At 61.1% G+C, this 20,860-nt stretch carries 17 protein-coding genes; 13 read left to right on the forward strand and 4 right to left on the reverse strand.

The window, feature by feature from the left end:
• The first annotated feature begins 69 nt into the window (after positions 1-69).
• Positions 70-1,134 (forward strand): heat-inducible transcriptional repressor HrcA, encoded by a 1,065-nt coding sequence (gene hrcA / locus J3456_RS12710; protein ID WP_120349793.1) that lies wholly within the window; start codon positions 70-72, stop codon positions 1,132-1,134.
• 9 nt (positions 1,135-1,143) lie between these two features.
• Entirely contained in the window at positions 1,144-1,707 is a 564-nt protein-coding gene (locus J3456_RS12715) for a nucleotide exchange factor GrpE (RefSeq protein WP_067630818.1), read from the forward strand.
• Between the two features lie 29 nt (positions 1,708-1,736).
• On the opposite strand, the gene mutS is transcribed toward J3456_RS12715, so the two are convergent.
• Positions 1,737-4,358, reverse strand: a complete 2,622-nt coding sequence (gene mutS, locus J3456_RS12720) for a DNA mismatch repair protein MutS (protein WP_349580608.1) — start codon at positions 4,356-4,358, stop codon at positions 1,737-1,739.
• A 194-nt stretch (positions 4,359-4,552) separates the two neighbouring features.
• Between mutS and J3456_RS12725 the strand changes: the two genes are divergently transcribed.
• Entirely contained in the window at positions 4,553-6,811 is a 2,259-nt protein-coding gene (locus J3456_RS12725) for an NADP-dependent malic enzyme (protein ID WP_349580557.1), read from the forward strand.
• Complete coding sequence (locus J3456_RS12730; protein WP_349580558.1) at positions 6,811-7,686, forward strand: ribokinase; 876 nt, start codon at positions 6,811-6,813, stop codon at positions 7,684-7,686. Before J3456_RS12725 ends, J3456_RS12730 begins: the two co-directional genes overlap by 1 nt.
• 16 nt (positions 7,687-7,702) lie before the next feature.
• On the opposite strand, the gene msrA is transcribed toward J3456_RS12730, so the two are convergent.
• The gene (gene msrA / locus J3456_RS12735) at positions 7,703-8,368 is read right to left on the reverse strand and encodes a peptide-methionine (S)-S-oxide reductase MsrA (RefSeq protein ID WP_349580559.1); all 666 of its coding nucleotides are present in this window, start codon (positions 8,366-8,368) and stop codon (positions 7,703-7,705) included.
• Between the two features lie 155 nt (positions 8,369-8,523).
• Between msrA and J3456_RS12740 the strand changes: the two genes are divergently transcribed.
• Together J3456_RS12740 and J3456_RS12745 are read left to right on the forward strand one after the other, a co-directional pair.
• Positions 8,524-9,222, forward strand: coding sequence for a sulfotransferase-like domain-containing protein (locus tag J3456_RS12740; RefSeq protein WP_349580560.1), 699 nt, complete (start codon positions 8,524-8,526; stop codon positions 9,220-9,222).
• Positions 9,223-9,289: 67 nt separating this feature from the next.
• Entirely contained in the window at positions 9,290-9,703 is a 414-nt protein-coding gene (locus J3456_RS12745; protein WP_349580561.1) for a DUF7282 domain-containing protein, read from the forward strand.
• 142 nt (positions 9,704-9,845) lie between these two features.
• On the opposite strand, the gene J3456_RS12750 is transcribed toward J3456_RS12745, so the two are convergent.
• Entirely contained in the window at positions 9,846-11,072 is a 1,227-nt protein-coding gene (locus tag J3456_RS12750) for an argininosuccinate synthase (RefSeq protein WP_349580562.1), read from the reverse strand.
• Between the two features lie 124 nt (positions 11,073-11,196).
• Between J3456_RS12750 and ilvA the strand changes: the two genes are divergently transcribed.
• Positions 11,197-12,429, forward strand: a complete 1,233-nt coding sequence (gene ilvA / locus J3456_RS12755; protein WP_349580563.1) for a threonine ammonia-lyase IlvA — start codon at positions 11,197-11,199, stop codon at positions 12,427-12,429.
• An 86-nt stretch (positions 12,430-12,515) separates the two neighbouring features.
• Positions 12,516-13,784, forward strand: a complete 1,269-nt coding sequence (locus J3456_RS12760) for a PP2C family protein-serine/threonine phosphatase (RefSeq protein WP_349580564.1) — start codon at positions 12,516-12,518, stop codon at positions 13,782-13,784.
• On the opposite strand, the gene J3456_RS12765 is transcribed toward J3456_RS12760, so the two are convergent.
• A complete protein-coding gene (locus tag J3456_RS12765; protein ID WP_349580565.1) occupies positions 13,781-14,218 on the reverse strand; it encodes an NUDIX domain-containing protein in 438 nt (145 codons plus the stop codon). The genes J3456_RS12760 and J3456_RS12765 overlap by 4 nt on opposite strands.
• Positions 14,219-14,294: 76 nt before the next feature.
• Between J3456_RS12765 and hslO the strand changes: the two genes are divergently transcribed.
• The 5 genes from hslO (at position 14,295) to J3456_RS12790 (ending at position 20,857) form a co-directional block, all read left to right on the forward strand.
• On the forward strand, positions 14,295-15,269 hold the full coding sequence (gene hslO, locus J3456_RS12770) for an Hsp33 family molecular chaperone HslO (RefSeq protein ID WP_349580566.1): 975 nt from the start codon (positions 14,295-14,297) through the stop codon (positions 15,267-15,269).
• A 1-nt stretch (position 15,270) separates the two neighbouring features.
• Positions 15,271-15,867 carry a CoA pyrophosphatase gene (locus J3456_RS12775; RefSeq protein WP_349580567.1) on the forward strand — a complete coding sequence of 199 codons (597 nt, stop codon included), beginning with the start codon at positions 15,271-15,273 and terminating at the stop codon, positions 15,865-15,867.
• Positions 15,843-17,024 carry a CCA tRNA nucleotidyltransferase gene (locus J3456_RS12780; RefSeq protein WP_349580568.1) on the forward strand — a complete coding sequence of 394 codons (1,182 nt, stop codon included), beginning with the start codon at positions 15,843-15,845 and terminating at the stop codon, positions 17,022-17,024. The genes J3456_RS12775 and J3456_RS12780 overlap by 25 nt, the downstream gene beginning before the upstream one ends.
• Positions 17,025-17,189: 165 nt before the next feature.
• Positions 17,190-19,028 carry an ABC transporter ATP-binding protein gene (locus J3456_RS12785; protein ID WP_349580569.1) on the forward strand — a complete coding sequence of 613 codons (1,839 nt, stop codon included), beginning with the start codon at positions 17,190-17,192 and terminating at the stop codon, positions 19,026-19,028.
• The gene (locus J3456_RS12790; RefSeq protein ID WP_349580570.1) at positions 19,025-20,857 is read left to right on the forward strand and encodes an ABC transporter ATP-binding protein; all 1,833 of its coding nucleotides are present in this window, start codon (positions 19,025-19,027) and stop codon (positions 20,855-20,857) included. Before J3456_RS12785 ends, J3456_RS12790 begins: the two co-directional genes overlap by 4 nt.
• Positions 20,858-20,860: the final 3 nt, after the last annotated feature.

The raw sequence follows: 20,860 nt of genomic DNA on the forward strand, positions 1-20,860 counted from the left end.
AGGCTTTGATGCAACCCCGATTGACGTTTGCCCGGCTTGTACCTTTATTGGGGAAGAGAGCGAGCACCGATGAAAAACACGCCTGAATTGCTGAAAGACATGAACGACCGATCCCGCGAAGTGTTTCGCCGGGTGGTCGAAGGCTATCTGGAAAGTGGCGATCCTGTCGGGTCGCGCACGCTGACGCGCGACTTCAGCGAAAAGGTTTCGGCAGCAACGATCCGCAATGTGATGCAGGATCTCGAATACATGGGGCTGCTCGACAGCCCGCATGTCTCGGCCGGGCGGATTCCGACCCAGTTGGGGCTGCGGATGTTCGTCGATGGCATGATCGAGATCGGTGACCCGACGGAGTTGGATCGCGAAAAAATTGACGCGACACTGGGCAATAATTCGTCCGATGTGGGCGGGCTTTTGGACCGGATTGGCTCGGCCTTGTCGGGGGTTACGCATGGCGCCTCCCTTGTGCTGACGCCGAAGCACGAAGCGCCGATAAAGCATATCGAATTCGTGTCTCTGTCGCCCGATAGGGCTTTGGTCGTGCTCGTCTTTTCCGATGGCCATGTGGAGAACCGGCTTTTCACGCCTCCGCCGGGGCAAACGCCCAGTTCGATGCGCGAAGCGGCGAATTTTCTGAATGCTTTCGTCGAAGGCAAGACCCTCAGCGAATTGCAACGCAGCATCAAACAAGAGATCGCCAAACGCCGTCAGGAGATTGACGTGCTGGCCCAGCAACTGGTCGAGAGCGGTGCCGTGTTGTGGGACGCAGAAGGGGAGCATTCCGAACGCTTGATCGTCCGGGGCCGGTCGAATCTGCTGAGCGGGGAGGGGGAGGCCGAAGACCTCGACCGTATCCGCAGCCTCTTTGATGACCTTGAGCGCAAGCGAGACATCGCCGAATTCCTCGAACTGGCCGAAGATGGGGACGGTGTGCGCATTTTTATCGGCTCCGAAAACAAACTTTTCTCACTTTCGGGTTCCTCTCTGGTCGTTTCCCCTTATATGAACGCTGATCGTAAGGTGATCGGCGCCGTGGGTGTCATTGGCCCGACACGCTTAAATTATGGACGTATCGTGCCGATTGTGAACTACACGGCACAACTGGTGGGGAAGCTGATTTCCGACCGGAACTAGAGGTGGAACATGGCAGAGCCGAAAGAAAACGACTTTTTGGACGAGATCGACAGCGCCGAAGCTGAAGAATACGCCGAAGACATGGCCGAGATCGACGAAGAAGCCCTTGCGGTGGAAGAGTTGCGCGCCGAGCGTGACCAGTACCGCGACCGTTTCATGCGCGCACTGGCCGATGCCGAGAACGCGCGCAAACGCTCCGACAAGGACCGGCGCGAGGCCGAGAACTACGGCGGCTCCAAGCTTGCCCGTGACATGCTGCCGGTCTACGACAACATGAAGCGTGCGCTGGAAACCACCACCGAAGAGCAGAAAGAGGCTTTTGGCCCGCTGCTGGAAGGTGTGGAACTGACGATGCGCGAGCTTCTGAACGTCTTTAAAAAGCACGGCATCGAAGTGATCGCACCCGAGGTGGGCGACAAGTTCGACCCCAAGCATCACGAAGCGATGTTCGAGGCCCCGGTGCCCGGCACCGTCGCGGGCGAGATCATTCAGGTCGCCGCCGAAGGCTTCATGCTGCACGACCGTCTGCTGCGCCCCGCGCAGGTTGGGGTGTCTTCGACCCCGGCGAGCTAAGCTCAGTTAGATATCTTTGAAAGAGGCGGTCAGGATTTGGCCGCCTCTTTTAGTTTGTAGATCAGTTCAAGCGCTTCGCGGGGGGAGAGTTCATCGGGGATGATCTCTTTCAGCTTTTCCTCGACCGCCGATGTTGCCGCGGGCTTCGGCTGTGGGGTCGGGCTGACGGCGAACAGCGGCAGATCGTCGATCAGGGTCTTTTGCGTCGCGCCGCCTTCGCGCTCGCCTTTTTCCAGCGCCTCCAGCACCACGCGGGCGCGGGCGATCACCGGCGCGGGCAGGCCCGCCAATTGCGCGACTTGCACCCCGTAAGACCGGTCTGCCGCGCCTTTGCGCACCTCATGGAGAAAGACGACCTCGCCCTCCCATTCCTTGACCGCCACCGTGGCATTGTCGACACCCGGCAGCTTGCCCGCCAGCGCAGTCATTTCATGATAGTGCGTGGCAAACAGCGCCCGCGTTCGGTTCACGTCGTGCAGATGTTCCAGCGTGGCCCAAGCGATGGATAGACCATCATAAGTGGCGGTGCCGCGGCCAATTTCATCAAGGATGACCAAGGCGCGGTCATCCGCTTGGTTCAGGATCGCGGCGGTTTCGACCATCTCCACCATGAAGGTCGAGCGCCCGCGCGCCAGATCGTCCGACGCGCCGACCCGGCTGAAAAGCTGGCTGATAACGCCGATATGGGCCGAGATTGCGGGCACGAAACTGCCCATCTGTGCCATCAACGCAATCAGGGCGTTCTGCCGCAGGAAGGTCGATTTACCGGCCATGTTCGGGCCGGTCAGCAACCAGATGTTCGCGGCTTCGCCCTCGGCACTAAGGTCGCAGTCATTGGCGATGAAAGGCTCGCCCGATTGTTGGGTCAAAGCGCGCTCAACCACCGGATGCCGCCCACCCTTAATGTCGAATGCCCGAGACATATCAACGCGCGGGCGGGTCCAATTCTCGCTCCGCGCAAGGTCGGCCAGACCTGTCGCAAGGTCGACCTCGGCCAGCCCGGCAGAGGTTTGGCCGATCTCTGCCGCTTGTTCCAAAATGGCACTCCGAAGGCTTTCATAGAGCCGTTTTTCGATCTCCTGCGCATGGTTGCCAGCGTTGAGGATTTTCGTCTCCAACTCAGACAGTTCGACGGTGGTGAACCGCACTTGGTTCGCCGTTGTCTGACGGTGGATAAAGGTCTCTGACAGGGGCGGAGAGAGCATCTTTTCCGCATGGGTCGCGGTGCATTCGACGAAATAGCCCAAGACATTGTTGTGCTTGATCTTAAGCGAGGAAATCCCCGTGTCAGAAACAAATTGCTGCTGCATCCCCGCGATCACGCCGCGCCCTTCGTCGCGCAACTCGCGTGCGGCGTCGAGGTCTCCATCATGGCCGGGGGCGATGAATCCGCCATCCCGCACCATCAGCGGCGGTTCGGCGACCAAGGCTTGATCCAGCAGGTCGATGAGGTCGCCATGACCCTGCAAACCTTCGGCGGCCTCGCGCAGAAGATCTGGCAGATCCTGTTGTGTTAGGCTCTGGTGCAGAGCCTCGGCTTCGATCAACCCGTTGCGGATCGCGGCAAGGTCACGCGGGCCACCCCGGTCAAGCGACAGCCGCGACAATGCGCGGTCGAGGTCCGGAACATTGCGCAGCCGTCGGCGCATGTCTTCGGCAAGACGGGCATTCTCATGGGCAAAGCTAACCGCATCGGCCCGGGCGGACACCACGTCAACGACCCGCGAGGGGCTTGAGATCCGCCGTTCCAGCAGCCGCGCGCCCCCGGCGGTGACGGTATTGTCCATGATCGATAGCAAAGACCCGCCGCGCCCTCCATTCAGAGAATGCGTCAGTTCCAGATTGCGCCGGGTTGCCGCGTCGATCTGTACGGTACGGGCTTCGGCCTCTTTCTGCGGGGGGCGGAGCAGGGGCAGCTTGCCGCGTTGCGTGATGGTGAGGTATTCTATTACCGCGCCCATGGCCGAGACTTCGGCGCGGGTGAAGCTACCGAATGCCTCCAGCGTCGCGATATCAAACAGGTCGCAGACCCGTTTTTCCGCGCTGGTGCTATCAAAGGCCGAGCGGGCCAAGCCCGTTAACGCGATCCCGAAATCAGAGACGACTTCGTGCAAATCACTCTCTTTCGCCTCAGAGACGATCAACTCAGACGGCGACAGCCGCGCCAGTTCCGGCCCCAGACGAACCTGCGCCAAGGGCATCACGTGGAACGCGCCCGTCGAGATATCGACCCATGCCATCGCGCAGGCATCACGGACCTCGGCAAAGGCAGCGAGGTAGTTGTGACGGCGGGCTTCCAGCAGGCTCTCTTCGGTCAGGGTGCCGGGTGTCACCAGCCGCACCACATCGCGTTTCACCACCGACTTATAGCCACGTTTCTTGGCCTCGGCGGGGCTTTCCATCTGCTCGCAGACCGCCACGCGAAAGCCCTTGCGGATCAGCGTCAGCAAATAGCCTTCGGCGGCATGGACCGGCACGCCACACATGGCGATGTCCTTGCCTTGGTGCTTGCCGCGTTTGGTCAGCGCGATGTCCAGCGCCTCGGCGGCGGCCACGGCATCGTCGAAAAACATCTCGTAAAAATCGCCCATGCGGTAGAACAGCAGCGCATCCGCGTGGTCCGCTTTGAGCTCAAGATATTGCGCCATCATTGGCGTTACTTTTTCTGTCTGCACGGCGGCCCCCTATTGCAGCGCGGACCCTACAAAACCCCCCGAAGCAGGGAAAGGGGGTGCAGGCGTGATGGGCGGCCTTTATCGGGCAATTTTGCTCTGACGCGGCGCTTGCGTTGTGCAGGCGTCCGATCGTGGCTAAGAAGATTCCAAAGCAAGGGAAGGGCCATATCGTGACCAGAAAGAACCGTATCACCTCTGAAGAGGCGCTTGCCTTTCACCTTGAGCCGACGCCCGGCAAATTCGAGATCTCGGCGACGGTGCCGATGACCACCCAGCGAGACCTCAGCCTCGCCTATTCCCCCGGCGTGGCGGTGCCCTGCGAGGCGATCGCTGAAAACCCCGAGACAGCCTATGACTACACCAACAAGGGCAATCTGGTCGCGGTGATCTCAAACGGGACGGCGGTGCTGGGCTTGGGGAACCTCGGCGCGCTGGCCTCCAAGCCGGTGATGGAGGGCAAGGCGGTCCTGTTCAAACGCTTTGCCGATGTGAACTCGATCGATATCGAGCTTGATACAGAGGATACCGAGGCTTTCATCAACGCCTGCAAGCTGATGGGGCCAACCTTTGGCGGCATCAACCTCGAAGACATCAAGGCGCCCGAGTGTTTCATCATCGAACAGCGTCTGAAGGAAGAGATGGACATTCCCGTCTTCCACGACGACCAGCACGGCACAGCGGTTATCTGTGCCGCAGGGCTGATCAACGCGCTGCATCTGTCGGGCAAAAAGATCGAAGATGTGCGCATCGTGCTCAACGGGGCGGGGGCGGCGGGCATCGCCTGTCTGGAACTGCTCAAAGCGATGGGCGCGCGGCATGACAATTGCATCATGTGCGACACCAAAGGTGTAATCTATCAGGGTCGTACCGAGGGTATGAACCAGTGGAAATCGGCCCATGCCGCCAACACCGAGCTGCGTACGCTTGAAGAGGCGATGAAGGGGGCGGATGTCTTCCTTGGGGTTTCGGTCAAGGGCGCGGTGACGCCTGCGATGGTCGCCTCCATGGCCGATAACCCGGTGATCTTCGCCATGGCGAACCCGGATCCAGAGATCACCCCCGAAGAGGCGCATGAGGTCCGTATGGACGCCATCGTCGCCACCGGGCGGTCGGATTATCCGAACCAAGTCAACAACGTGCTGGGCTTTCCCTATCTCTTCCGCGGTGCGCTGGATATTCACGCACGCGCCATCAACGACGAGATGAAGATCGCCTGCGCCCATGCTTTGGCGCAGCTGGCGCGTGAGGATGTGCCCGATGAGGTGGCGCTGGCCTATGGCCGCACGCTGAGCTTTGGTCGCGACTATATCATCCCCACGCCCTTTGATCCGCGTCTGATCCACCGCATTCCGCCTGCCGTGGCCAAAGCGGGGATGGACACAGGGGCGGCGCGACGGCCGATCATCGATATGGATGCCTATGAACTGGGTCTGAAATCGCGGATGGACCCAACGGCGAGCATCCTGCGCGGCATCAACGCCCGCGCCCGGGCCAATCAGGCGCGGATGATCTTTGCCGAGGGCGATGACCCCAAGGTGCTGCGCGCGGCGGTGATGTACCAGCGTGCGGGCTTGGGCAAAGCGCTGGTCGTGGGCCGCGAGGATGACGTGCGTGCCAAGCTCGAAGAAGCGGGCATGGCCGACGCGGTGCGCGAGTTGGAGGTGGTGAATGCCGCCAATACACAGCATTTGGAAACATACAAAGATTTCCTCTATGGTCGGTTGCAGCGCAAGGGTTTCGACCGCAAGGATATCCACCGCCTTGCATCACGCGACCGGCATGTTTTTGCAGCCCTGATGCTGGCACATGGGCACGGTGACGGTCTGGTGACCGGGGCCACCCGCAAGTCGGCGCATGTGTTGGAACGGTTGAACCACGTCTTTGACGCAAATGCCGAAGCCGGAGCCGCAGGCATCACGGCGTTGCTGCACAAGGGGCGCATCGTCTTTATCGCAGATACGCTGGTCCATGAATGGCCCAATGAGAACGATCTGGCCAATATCGCCGAAAGCGGCGCGCGTGTGGCGCGGCATCTGGGGCTGGAGCCGCGGGTTGCCTTCGTCAGCTTCTCGACCTTTGGCTACCCCGTCTCGGAACGCGCCGAAAAGATGCACCTCGCGCCCGAAGTGCTCGACCGGCGCGGCGTCGATTTCGAATACGAAGGCGAGATGACCGTCGACGTGGCGCTGAACGCGGCCAGTCAGGCGAACTACCCGTTCTCGCGGCTGACGGGGCCTGCCAATATCCTCGTGGTGCCAGCGCGGCACTCGGCCAGCATCTCGGTCAAGCTGATGCAAGAGATGGCGGGGGCCACGGTGATCGGGCCGATCCTCACGGGCTTGGACAAGTCGATCCAGATCTGCTCCTCGACCTCCACGGCGAATGACATTCTTAACATGGCCATTCTCGCGGCCTGCAAGGTGGGCTGATGATCTGGAACCTCGGCTCTATCAACGCGGATAACTTCTATCTGTTGCCCCATCTGCCGGGGCCGGGAGAGACGATTTCGGCCCGCAATTTTCGGCAAGGGCTGGGCGGTAAGGGGGCCAATATGTCGGTCGCCGCCGCCCGCGCCGGGACGCGGGTGATGCATGTCGGCGCGCTTGGGGCCGATGGCGGTTGGGCGCTGGAACGGTTGTTGGAATACGGGGTCGAGACGGCGCATATCACCTTGATGGAGGGGGTCACCGGCCACGCCAATATCGCCGTTGATCTTGAGGGCGAGAACAACATCGTCATCTTCCCCGGCACCAATCACGAAATTACCGATGAGATGATCGGCGCGGCGCTGAGTGAGGCCTCCTCTGGCGATTGGCTGCTGATGCAGAATGAGACCAACGGCCAGCGGTTCGCGGCCCGGACGGCAAAGACATTGGGCCTGCGGCTGGCCTATGCAGCCGCGCCTTTCGATGCGGCGGCGGTGACGGCGATCCTAGACCAGATCGATCTGTTAGTATTGAACGAAGTCGAAGCGGCGCAGCTTCGGGCCGCGACGGGGGGCGAACTGCGGCAACTGCCTGTCGATGACATCATGGTGACACTGGGCGCCGGGGGCTGCGAATGGGTCTCTAACAAGGCGCATCTGGTGGAAAGCTACCCTGCCTATCGGGTCGAGGCGGTGGATACGACCGGGGCGGGGGATACCTTTACCGGCTATCTGGTCGCGGGGTTGGACCGGGGCATGACCATGCCGCAGGCGATTGATTTGGCGATGCGCGCCGGGGCGCTGATGGTCATGCGCCATGGCACCGCGGATGTGATCCCCGACCTGAAAGAGATCCGGGATCACGATTTTCGTACCTAAGTGATCGGTGTCGCGGTTACTTCACAAAGGGTGCCGCGCTGCCCCAAAGCTGTTTCACACGGGCATCCCGGCCACAGCCGTTGCGGTAGCGTTTGTAGGCGACTGATTTTTTGACCGCCACGCCGACACTGCTGAAGGCCAGCCGTTCGCTGCTTTTGTAGTAGTCTTGGTGGTAATCCTCAGCCGGATAAAACGGCGCATTGCCAAGGATTGGGGTCACGACCTTAGCGCCAAGGGCGTTCTGCGCCTCGGCCTTGGCCGCCTCTGCAGCGCTTTTCTGGGCGGGGCTGCCCGCAAAGATCGCGGTGCGGTAGCTTTCCCCTCGGTCACAGAATTGGCCGCCCGCATCCGTCGGGTCGATTGAGCGGAAAAAGAGATCCAGCAGCGTTTTGCGGCTGACCACGTCTGGGTCGAATTGGATTTGCACGGCCTCATAATGGCCGGTGTTGCCGCCGGTGACCTGTTTGTAGGTGGGGTTCTGGGTGCGCCCCCCGGCAAAGCCTGAGACGGCTTCTTTCACGCCTTTGACGGATTCGAAATCCGCCTCGACACACCAGAAACAGCCGCCTGCGACGGTCAGCACCTCGGTTTGTGCCGCGGCGGCGGGGCGGTTCTGCGCCGCGAGGCCCAGAGTGATGGCAAGGGTCAGAATGGCGGGTTTGAACATTGATTTTCGGAACATGATGGTCCTCCTCTGGCGTAGGGTTGCCGCTGGAGCTGAGATAGCGCAAGGCCGGGGCAGGGGAAGTCACGCGCTGGTGAAGGCAGTTTACCACTTGGCGCGATGGCGCGTTCTTTCTAGCGTTCCGGGTTCAACGGCAATGGGGGGAACCTTTCATGCGAATTGCGATGTGGTCTGGGCCACGCAATCTAAGCACCGCAATGATGTATAGTTTCGGGGCGCGGCGGGACTTTACCGCGATGGATGAGCCCTTTTACGCAGCCTATCTGAAGGCGACCGGGTTGGAACATCCGATGCGCGACGCGGTGCTGGCGGCACAGGAAAAAGACCCTGCGCGGGTGCCCTTAGGGTTTGTGCAGGACGGTGCCCGGCACCTTTATATGAAACATATGGCGCAGCATATGATTGACGGGTTTCCGCTGGACTGGGCGGAGGATTGTGTGAACATCCATCTGATCCGGCATCCCGCACGGGTGATCGCCAGCTACGCCGCGAAACGTGAAGCGCCCCGTTTGGCGGACATTGGCTTTGACCGGCAACTCATGCTGTATGAGAGGTTGGGCGGGCTGGTCATCGACAGTGGCGACATCCGTGCGGACCCGGAGGGGATGCTGCGCAAACTCTGCGCCGCGATTGATCTGCCCTTCGACCCTGCGATGCTGCACTGGCCTGCAGGCCCACGTCCCGAGGATGGGGTTTGGGCCTCGCATTGGTATGGGGCGATCCATCAAAGCACTGGGTTTGCTGGGCCCGAGGGGGATTTGCCCCTGCTTGACGGGGCGAATGCAGAGGTTCTGGCGGCCGCCTTACCTTATTACGAGCGGCTATTTGCGGAACGTCTTAAAAATTTCTGAAACCTGCGAAACTTATGTTGGGCCGCTGTCGTGACTACCCCGTAATTTCAAACGGAGGGAAAACCAGATGAAAAAATTTGCAAGCACCGTAGTCGCCCTGTCCATGATCGCCGGTGGCGCATGGGCCGATGCTCATGCCATGGCAATGGTCGAAGCGTCGGGTCAAGATGTTTCGAATGGCGTCGTTAGCGCCGATAAAGTGATGGCTGGCGAAAATGGCTGGCTGGTCGTGCACCGCACCGATGCCGACATGAAGCCCGGCCCTGTTGTGGGCTATGCGCCCCTGCGCGCGGGTGAGAACACAGACGTGCTCGCGATCCTGCAAGAAGACGTCGCCTCGGGTGATATGCTGATGCTGATGGTGCATTCCGAAGATGGCGGCATGAAAACTGGCGTGTTCGAATACACGCTGGGCGCCAAGGAAGATGGGCCGATCAAGCCAGACGGTGAATTGGTGATGAAAGTCATTACCGCCGATTGATTTGGCATTGATAGATGTAGAAAGGCCCGGGCGGAAGTGTCCGGGCCTTTTGCGTTTTGTTTGGGGCCAGCCACCGGGGGCGCTGCCCCCGGACCCCCGCGGGTATTTAAGAAAGAATGAAGGGGATTAGGCCCCCCGTGTTTCAGCCTTTGGTGCGTTTGTCGCGGGCGGCGAGGAGTTTGAGGCGCAGGGCGTTGAGTTGGATGAAGCCTGCGGCGTCTTTTTGGTCGTAGGCGCCGGCGTCGTCTTCGAAGGTCACATGGGCTTCGGAATAGAGGCTGTGATCGGACCAGCGGCCAACGGTGCGGACATGGCCTTTGTAGAGTTTCAGGCGCACGGTGCCGGTCACATGGGCTTGGCTCGCGTCGATGGCGGCTTGCAGCATGGTGCGCTCGGGGCTGTACCAGAAGCCGTTGTAGATCAGTTCGGCGTATTTCGGCATCAGCTCGTCTTTGAGGTGCATGGCGCCGCGGTCGAGGGTGATGGATTCGATGCCGCGGTGGGCTTCGAGCAGCAGGGTGCCGCCGGGGGTTTCGTAGATGCCGCGGGACTTCATGCCGACGAAGCGACCTTCGACCAGATCGAGACGGCCGCAGCCGTGTTTGCCGCCAAGCTCATTGAGTTTGGTGAGGATCGTGGCGGGGGACATGGCTTCGCCGTTGATGCTGACGGCATCGCCGCGCTCGAAGCCGATCTCGACGTATTCGGGCGTGTCGGGGGCATCTTCGGGGTTTACCGTGCGCTGGTAGACGTAGTCGGGGGCGTCGATGGCTGGGTCTTCGAGGACTTTGCCTTCGGAGGAGGTGTGCAGCAGGTTGGCATCGACGGAGAAGGGCGCTTCGCCGCGTTTGTCTTTTGCGACGGGGATTTGATGCGCTTCGGCGAATTCCAAGAGTTTGGTGCGGCTCGACAGGTCCCATTCGCGCCAGGGGGCGATGACCTTGATCTCGGGGTTGAGCGCATAGGCGGCCAGTTCAAAGCGGACCTGATCGTTGCCTTTGCCGGTGGCACCGTGGGCCACGGCATCGGCACCGGTTTCTTCGGCGATTTCCACGAGGCGTTTGGAGATCAGCGGGCGGGCGATGGAGGTGCCCAGAAGGTAGAGACCCTCGTAGACCGCGTTGGCGCGGAACATCGGGAAGACGAAGTCGCGGACGAATTCCTCGCGCACGTCTTCGATGTAGATGTTCTCTGGCGCGATGCCCATCATCTCGGCTTTCTTGCGGGCCGGTTCCAGTTCTTCACCTTGGCCGAGGTCGGCGGTGAAGGTCACCACCTCGCAGCCGTATTCGGTTTGCAGCCATTTCAGGATGATCGAGGTATCGAGGCCGCCGGAATAGGCAAGCACGACTTTCTTGGGCGCGGACATGACGGGGTTCCTTTCAAGTTCGCTCTGCGAGGTAGCGGTTTTCGTGGGCGCGGGCAAGATTGAAGCCTGCGTTGACCTATGCAGGCTGCGCGCCTATCGACGAATGGCAGCAAGGAGAGCACAGATGGCGGATGAATTTGCACAGAAAGCACAGGCGGCGGCAGAGGCGCTGCGGGCATTGTTCCCGGCGACACCGCTGCTGCGCAATGAGCATCTGTCGGAACGCTTTGGCGCGGACATCTGGTTGAAGCGCGAGGATTTAAGCCCGGTACGCTCTTACAAGCTGCGCGGGGCGTTCAATGCGATGCGCAAAGTGATCCCGGGGCAGGGGCTGTTTGTCTGTGCCTCGGCGGGGAACCATGCGCAGGGGGTGGCTTTTGCCTGCAGCCATTTCGGGGTGCGCGGCGTGATTTTCATGCCGGTGACCACGCCGCAGCAGAAGGTGCAAAAGACCCGGATGTTCGGGGGTGAGAATGTCGAGATCCGGCTGGTGGGGGATTATTTCGATGCCACCTTGGCGGCGGCGCAGAATTTTTGTCGGGATGAGGGCGCGCATTTCCTGTCGCCCTTCGACGATGAGGATGTGATTGAGGGGCAGGCTTCTGTTGCTGTGGAGATTGCTGAGCAATTGGGCCGGGTTCCGGACCGGGTGATCTTGCCGGTGGGCGGCGGCGGGCTGTCTTCGGGGGTGGTCAGTTATTTTGGGGACACCTGCGACTATACATTCGTCGAACCCGCAGGTGCGCCGAGCCTTGCGCGGGCGTTGGAGGCCGGGGCGCCCGTGGATGTCTCTCCGATTGATAACTTTGTGGATGGCGCTGCGGTGGCCAAGATTGGCGCGCGGACCTTTGAGCGTTTGCGCGGGGTGAGCCCGGCGGATGTGGTGCATCTGCCAGAGGACCGGATTTGTGTGACGATCAACGAGATGTTGAATGTCGAAGGCATCGTTTTAGAGCCAGCAGGCGCGCTGTCGATAGATGCGCTGGGCGAGGTGGCCGATCAGATTGTCGGCAAGACGGTGGTCTGTGTGGCTTCGGGCGGCAATTTCGATTTCGAGCGTTTGCCAGAGGTCAAAGAGCGGGCGCAGCGCTATTCGGGCGTGAAGAAGTATTTCATTCTGCGCATGCCGCAGCGGCCGGGGGCGTTGAAGGAATTCCTGATGCTGCTTGGCCCGGAGGATGACATCTGCCGGTTTGAGTATTTAAAGAAGTCGGCGCGGAATTTCGGCTCTGTCCTCATTGGGATCGAGACGCGGCGGCCTGAGAATTTTAAGCCCTTCCTTGAGCAGTTGGGGCAATCTGGCTTTACCTATACCGATATCACCAACGACGAGACTTTGGCACAGTTCGTGCTGTAGGCGCGCCCGACGCGGATTTACAGAAGAATTCACGTTTCGGTAAGGCATCGCTGTTTAGATCAGCGGGCCTGTCAGGATCGTGTCGCATGAAATTGGATATTCCCAGCCTCTCTGAAGCGGTGGCGACGCCTGCTGTGTCGCCATTGGTTTTGGTGGTTGAGGGGGATGATACCCATCGGGAGTTTCTTTCGGCGTCCCTGAGGGCATGGGGGTATGAGGTGATCTCTACCGCGTCGGGTGCTGTGGCTCTGACGCTTTGCGAGCGCCGATTGCCTGATATTGTGCTCTGCAGTTGGGCGATGACGGGGCTGTCGGGGCTCGACGTCTGCCGGGCTTTCCGAAGCCTGTCGGAAGAGCGCCGTGGCTATTTCATTCTGCTGACCGACAAGCCTGAGGGTGGCGCGGTGGCCCGCGCCCTTGATGCGGGGGCTGATGATGTATTGATTCGGCCGATCGGTCCGCCGGACCTGCGCGCCCGGGTCATGGCCGGGGAGCGTTTTCTGGTCATGCAGCGTGAGCTGACGCAGAAAAACAAGCTGATCACCGAAACATTGGATGTTCTTCGGCAGGTGCACGCGCTGATCGACAAGGATCTGATTGAGGCCAAGAAATTTCAGCAATCGCCGCTCCGCGAACGCTATCGCGCCATGGAGGGGGGCAATCTGTCGATGATGCTGCGCTCTGCCGGGCATGTTGGCGGCGATTTGGTGGGGTATTTCCCTGTGCGGCCGGGGGTCGTTGGGCTTTTCGGTTTGGATGTGTCGGGCCATGGCATCAGCTCGGCCCTGATGACGGCGCGGCTGGCCGGATATCTGTCGGCGTCGACGCCGGACCAGAACCTCGCGCTCGCGCTATTGCCCGGGGGCAGCTATGCGGCCCGCCCCCCGGGGGAGGTGATAGAAGAGCTTAACGATCTTGTTCTTCATGAGATGGAGACGGAGCATTATTTCACGCTGATGCTGGCCATTGCCGACCTCACCACCGGGGAGGTCACTGTCGCGCAGGCAGGGCACCCGCATCCCGCTTTGCTGCGCGGCGATGGGCAGGTCGAACAGCCGGGCACCGGGGGCTTTCCTGTTGGCCTGCTCGCCGGGGTGGGGTTTGAGGAATATAAGCTTCAGATGGCGCCGGGGGACAGGCTGTTGATCCTATCGGATGGGGTGACGGAATGCCCCGATCCGGGCGGAGAGATGTTGGGCGAAGAGGGTTTGGCGCGGATGCTGGGGGAATTGCGCCGGTTCAGCGGTCCGGCGCTTCTCAGTGCGCTGGTCTGGAAGCTTTCCGAATTCGCGGGCAGCCGTGATTTCCCCGATGATGTTTCTGGGATATTGCTGGAGTATCAGGGCAACGTTTAGCGCAGGTGGCATTGCAGAAACAGGCGGTCGCCTTCGTTTGCGAGGGTCGCCAATGCTTCGCTGGCCGATAGCACTAAGGTGGCGTGATGCGGCTCTGTCGGCGCGGCGATCTGGCGCACGGGATGCGCAACGTAGATATGGCAGATCTTTTGCGCCCAGAGGTCGTAATCTTTCATATAGGTAAAGCGGCGGAATGCGCCCAGTCGGCGCGGGCGGGCAATGCGCCAGCCGGTTTCCTCCAGCACCTCGCGGTGGAGTGCTTGGAGCGGGGATTCTCCCGCTTCGATACCGCCGCCGGGCAATTGCACCTCGGTGTCTTGCGCCATTTCCAGCGTCATCAGAAAACGGCGTTGCAGCGGCAGAATGGCATAGACCCCGGGCCGCGGTGTGTAGCTTTGGCCGGGCTGTGGTGTCTCACCTGTACGTCGGATCATCTGCTGCCCCTTTTTCCATGGGTTGCTGCGCCTATATAGACGCGGTATGCCAAGCGGCCCCCGATAAGGAAACCCGATGACCCAAGGAACTAAAATCGCGTGGGACGATACCGTTCTGCCCTTTCAGCTTGATGATGTCGACATGCGCGGCCGCGTGGCGCGGCTTGATGGCGTGTTGGAAGGCATCCTGAAGCAGCACGACTATCCGCCGCAGGTCGAAGCCTTGGTGGCCGAGATGGCGTTGTTGACCGCTTTGATCGGTCAGACGATCAAACTGCGTTGGAAACTGTCGCTACAGGTGCAATCCAAAGGTGCCGTTCGGATGATCGCGACCGATTACTACGGCCCCGAAAAGGAAGGCGAGCCTGCGCGCATCCGCGCCTATGCCAGCTATGATGCAGATCGGCTGACCGATGACGCCCCGTTTGACCAGATCGGCGAAGGCTATTTCGCGATCATGATCGACCAAGGCAAAGGCATGACCCCCTATCAGGGTATCACACCGCTGGCCGGCGGATCATTGGCGGCCTGTGCGGAAGCCTATTTCGCCCAGTCCGAGCAGTTGCCGACCCGCTTTTCTCTGAGCTTTGGCAAATCGTCCGGTCCGGGCGAGCCAGAGCATTGGCGTGCCGGTGGCATCATGTTGCAGCATATGCCCAAAGCCTCGCCGCTATCGGCGTCGGGCGAAGGGACGGGTGAGGTCCTCAAGGCCGATGATTTGGTTGAAGGCGACGAGGCCGAGAATTGGAACCGCGTGAACATCCTGCTCGGCACGGTTGAGGAACTGGAGCTGATCGGCCCCAGCGTACCGCCGACCGATCTTCTGTTGCGATTGTTTCACGAGGAACAACCGCGGGTCTATGACCCTCAGCCGGTGCGTTTCGGCTGCACCTGTTCCGAAGACCGCGTGCGTCAGAGCCTGTCGATCTACTCGGCCCGCGATATCGAAAAGATGACGACGGACGAGGGGCGGGTGACCGCAGACTGTCAGTTCTGCGGCGCGCATTATGACCTTGATCCGGCCACGGTCGGTTTCGACGCCAAGGCCTAGGGTGAGCGACCGGTTCCAGTCCTTCCGCGAGGCGCTTGCCCAGACTGGGGTGGAATCCTCCGATTTCGATCTGAACCCGGAGGTCACCCTGCCCGAGGGCCGCAGTCTGCGGCCTGCGGGTGTGCTCGCCCCGGTGGTGGATACCGGAACGCGGCTGGAACTGGTCCTGACCAAGCGGTCTTCGGCGCTGAAACATCACCCCGGACAGATTGCTTTTCCGGGGGGCAAACAAGACGGTGGCGATGCGGATGTCATTGCCGCCGCCCTGCGCGAAGCGCGCGAAGAGATCGGCCTGCCGAGCGACATCGTAGATGTCTTGGGCGCTCTTCCGGCCCATGAGACGGTCACCGGCTTTAGCGTGACCCCCGTGATCGGCTATGTGACGCGCGATTTCACCGTGGTGCCAGAACCCGGAGAGGTCGAAGAAGTGTTTCGCGTGCCGCTTGACCATGTGCTGAACCCGAGCAACTACCTTGTGCATTCCCGGCGTTGGCGGGGCCAGCGGCGGTATTATTACGCTGTTCCCTATGGCCCCTATTACATCTGGGGCGCGACCGCGCGTATGTTGCGGGCATGGGCGACACGTATGAACAGATGATTCCAACCCCGACACGCTGGTTACATAACGCAGACGCACAGCGGGTTTGCCGCGTGGTGCAGGATGGTGGGCACCGTATCTATTTCGTCGGCGGTTGCGTGCGCGATGCGCTGCTGGGCCTGCCGGACAGCGATGTGGACCTCTCCACCGATGCGACGCCTGAAACGGTGATGGCGCTGGCCCAGGCCGCCGGGGTCAAGGCCGTGCCGACAGGGATCGACCATGGCACGGTAACGCTCGTGTCGGGCGGCAAACCGTTTGAGATCACCACCTTTCGCCGCGATGTGGAAACCGATGGCCGCCGGGCTGTCGTGGCCTTTTCCACCGATATCGCCGAAGATGCCCGTCGCCGTGATTTCACGATGAACGCGCTCTATGCCACGCCCGAGGGCCGTGTGATTGACCCGTTGGGCGGTCTGCCTGACCTCAACGCGCGACGGCTGCGTTTCATCGAGGATGCAGGTCAGCGTATCCGCGAGGATTACCTGCGCACCCTGCGCTATTTCCGCTTCATGGCGTGGTATGGCGACCCGGAGGCGGGGCCAGAGCCGGAGGCGCTGGATGCCATCGCGTCGAATTTGGACGGGTTAGAAACGCTTTCGGCAGAGCGGGTCGGGCAAGAGTTCAAAAAGCTGCTCCGCGCGCCGGATCCCGCCCCGGCCTTGGCGTTGATGCGGCAAACCGGTGCCTTGCCGGTGCTTTTGCCGGGGAGTGATGACCGCTGCCTATCCATGCTGGTTCATTTTGAACAAATGCTTGGGCTTGAGCCTGATTGGCTGGTTCGGCTGGCCGCGCTGGGCGGGGAAGCCTTGGCGGATCGTCTGCGGTTGAGCAAGGCGGAGGCCAAGCGCCTGACGTTGCTGCAAGAGCAAGGCTTTGCCGGGCCACCGCTGGCCGAACTTGCCTATCGTCATGGGGCAGGGATCGCCCGTGGCGCTGTATTGCTACGCGGCGTTATGACAGAACAGATGCCCGAAACCGCCGTGTTAGAGACGATTTCGAACGCCGCCGCTGCCCGTTTTCCGGTAACGGCTAAAGATCTGATGCCAGCGTTCAAGGGCCCGGCCTTGGGACAAGAGCTTGCCCGGCTGGAGCAAATCTGGATCAACTCCGGCTTCACCCTGGCCCGCGCGGAACTGCTGCGAAAGTCCAGCTAGGTCGACATCGCGCGGAAATTCGGCTATCCATACCGCATTACAAGGGAGATGGGCGAGATGTACCGCGGGATCTGGTTTAGCTAAGCTGGCATAACCATTGCCCCTTTGCGGCCTTGCTTTTGGGCGTTGCCGCGTATTTTGCACGTCTATTTCCAAGGTCTCCCCATGTTTCGCTTTTTCGAAAACCTCGTCGATCCCTATGTTGCCTATCGGGAAAAGGATCACCCGCCGCAGGGGCTTTGGCCCTTTTTGCGGGACTACGCGCAGCCGTTCAAAAAGGTCTTTGCCCTCGCCGGGGTGATGGCGATCCTTGTCGCAGCGATTGAGATCGGTCTGATCTACTATATGGGCCGTATCGTTGACCTGCTCGGCAGCGACCCCGCGCAGATGTGGGAGGACTACGGCACCGAGCTGACCCTCGTGGCCCTTGCCGTGCTGTTCCTGCGGCCCTTGGTGCAGGCGGTCGACGTTATGCTTCTCAACAATGCGATCCTGCCGAACTTTGGTACCCTGATCCGCTGGCGGGCGCATCGGCATGTGCTGCGGCAATCTGTCGGTTGGTTCGAGAACGATTTCGCCGGGCGTATCGCCAATCGCATCATGCAAACACCCCCGGCAGCGGGGGAGGTGGTCTTTCAGGTTTTTGACGCGATCTCTTATTCGCTGGCCTATATGATCGGCGCGGCGATCTTGCTGTCCACCTCTGATATCCGCTTGTTAGTGCCGCTTTTGGGGTGGTTTATCCTCTACGCTGGCTTGGTGGCATGGACGATCAAACGGGTCGGCCCTGCGTCCAAGGCGGCATCAGGCGCGCGGTCTCAGGTGACGGGGCGCGTGGTGGATGCCTATACGAATATCCATTCGGTCAAGATGTTCGCGCATCATGATCTAGAGGTCGACTTTGCCGGAGAGGCGATTGAAGAGGCGCGGCGTACTTTTCAGGGCGAGATGCGGATTTTCAGCATCATGGACGTGGTGCTGACCCTTCTCAACGGCATGCTGATCGTGGGTGTCGTCGGTTGGGCGTTGGTGCTTTGGATGGGGGGCGAAGCGAGCGTCGGCGTCGTGGCCGCTGCCGCCGCGCTGGCGCTGCGGCTCAACTCAATGACCAGCTGGATCATGTGGGCTCTGTCGAGCTTTTTCCGCGAGTTGGGTGTCGTCGCCGAGGGTATGGAGACCATTGCCCAGCCCCTCGCCCTGACCGACCGACGCGATGCGCCCCCCTTGAAGCTGACCGAAGGCCGGATCGAGATGGCAGGGCTGAGCCACCACTACGGGCGCGAAAGCGGCGGAATCCAAGGCATCAATATCACCGTGCAGCCGGGCGAGAAGATTGGCCTTGTTGGCCGCTCTGGCGCAGGGAAATCGACCCTCGTGAAGCTGATGCTGCGGTTCTACGATGCCGAAGCGGGGCAGATCCGCATCGACGGGCAGGACATTGCACAGGTGCGGCAAGACAGTCTGCGGCGGCATATCGGTGTCGTGCAGCAGGATTCATCGCTGCTGCACCGCTCGGTGCGCGAGAACATCCTTTATGGCCGCCCCGACGCAACCGAGGCTGAGATGATCGCGGCTGCGAAACAGGCGCAGGCGCATGAGTTCATCCTTGATCTGACTGACCCGGAGGGGCGTGCGGGCTATGAGGCACGTGTTGGTGAACGGGGTGTGAAGCTATCCGGCGGGCAGCGTCAGCGCATCACGCTGGCGCGCGTCATCCTGAAGAACGCGCCGATCTTGCTGCTGGATGAGGCGACAAGCGCGCTCGACAGTGAGGTGGAGGCGGTCATTCAAGAAACGCTCTATGGCATGATGGCGGGCAAGACGGTCATCGCCATCGCGCACCGGCTGTCCACGATTGCCGAGATGGACCGAATTCTGGTTTTGGATCAGGGCCGTGTCGTCGAAGAAGGCACCCATGACGCGCTTTTGCAGAAAGCTGGCCTATATGCAGCCTTCTGGCACCGTCAGTCGGGCGGTTTTCTCGCATTGGATGACAAGTCGTGAGCATTTCGAACTGGATCAACCCGTTTCACCCCGCCGATGGCCCGCCGCCGCAAACGCTGGGGGCTTTCATGCGCTGGTGCCTGTCGGGCGCTTGGCCGGTGCTGTGGCTCGCGGCTTTTCTATCGGCAGCCGCTGGCGCGATGGAGGCGGGCACGGCGTGGATTTTGGGCAAGGTCATCGACGCCACGGTCAGCGCGGGCCCAGAGCGGTTTTTCGAAGGCAGCAGTCTGGTGCTGGTGCTGGGCGCGGTGGCGTTCTTTCTGGTGGCGCGGCCTGTGCTGTTCGGCCTGTCATCGGCCTCGAATGCGATCATGGTGCAGCCCAATGTGAACCCGCTGGTGCTGTCGCGTTTGCACCGTTGGACGCTGGGGCAGAACGTCAATTTCTTTGACGAAGACTTCGCAGGGCGCATTGCTCAAAAACAGATGCAGGCCGCGCGGGCGGTGACGGATGTGGCCGCCGAGGTGATCAACGTGGTGGCCTTTGCGCTTGCCTCTCTCGTGGGGTCAGTGGCGCTGCTTTTGGCGATCGATTGGCGCGTGGCACTTGGGTTTTCGGTCTGGCTGGTCATGTATCTGGCGCTGATCAACTGGTTCTTGCCGCGCGTGCGCAAACGGGCGGCGGGCCGTGCCGGGGCGCGGGCGATGGTCTCGGGGCAGGTGGTGGATACGATCACCAATATCAAAACAGTGAAACTCTTTGCCCATGCCGATCACGAAGACCGCGCAGCCCTTTCCGCGATGCAAAGCTTTCGTGCCCGGGCGCTGGAGTTTGGCTATCTCGCCGCCGGGTTCCGCTTGGCATTGATGAGCCTTGCCGGGCTTCTGCCGGTGCTTTTGCTTGGTGGGACGATCCTGCTGTGGCAGCGCGGCATGGCGAGCGAGGGGGATATTGTGGCCTCCGGTGCCATCGCGATCCGTATCGCGCAGATGACCGGCTGGGTGTCTTTCACGCTGATGGCGATCTATTCCAACATCGGTGAGGTCGAAGATGGGATGCGCACCCTGACGCCGCGCGTGCGGTTGGACGACGGGCCTGATGCGCAGGCGTTGATGGTGAAGGCCGGGCAAATCGAACTGCGGGGCCTCGGGTTTGCCTATGGGCGCCAGACGGGCGGAATCGACCAGATTTCACTGACCATCAAACCGGGCGAGAAGCTGGGGATCGTAGGTGCTTCGGGGGCGGGAAAATCGACCCTCGTGGCGCTACTTTTACGGCTCTATGAACCGGAGCAGGGCAAGATTGTGATTGACGGGATGGATACATCGGAAGTCACGCAAGAGAGCCTGCGCCGCAACATCGGTATGGTCACGCAAGAGACTGCGATGTTTAACCGCTCGGCGCGGGACAACATTCTTTATGGTCGGCCCGACGCGACAGAAGCCGAGGTCATCGCGGCAGCCGAACGGGCCGAGGCGCATGACTTCATTCAAGACCTTGAGGATCACAAAGGCCGCCGCGGTTATGACGCGCATCTGGGGGAGCGCGGGGTGAAGCTTTCCGGCGGGCAGCGTCAGCGCATCGCCTTGGCCCGCGCCATTTTAAAAGACGCGCCCATTCTGGTGCTGGACGAGGCGACCAGCGCGCTTGATAGCGAGGTGGAGGCCGCCATTCAGCAGACCCTGGACCGTGTGATGGAGGGGAAAACCGTGCTTGCCATCGCGCACCGTCTGTCGACCCTGACAGAGATGGACCGCATCATGGTGCTGGACGCGGGCCGCATTGCTGAGATCGGCAGCCATGCTGATCTGCTTGCCCAAGACGGGCTTTATGCGCGCTATTGGCACCGGCAGTCGGGCGGGTTTCTGGATGTGAAGGCAGCGGAATAGGCT

Origin of the sequence: Sulfitobacter sp. NFXS29 (genome assembly GCF_040148765.1) — a bacterium.
In the GTDB taxonomy this organism is placed as follows: Bacteria; Pseudomonadota; Alphaproteobacteria; order Rhodobacterales; family Rhodobacteraceae; genus Sulfitobacter.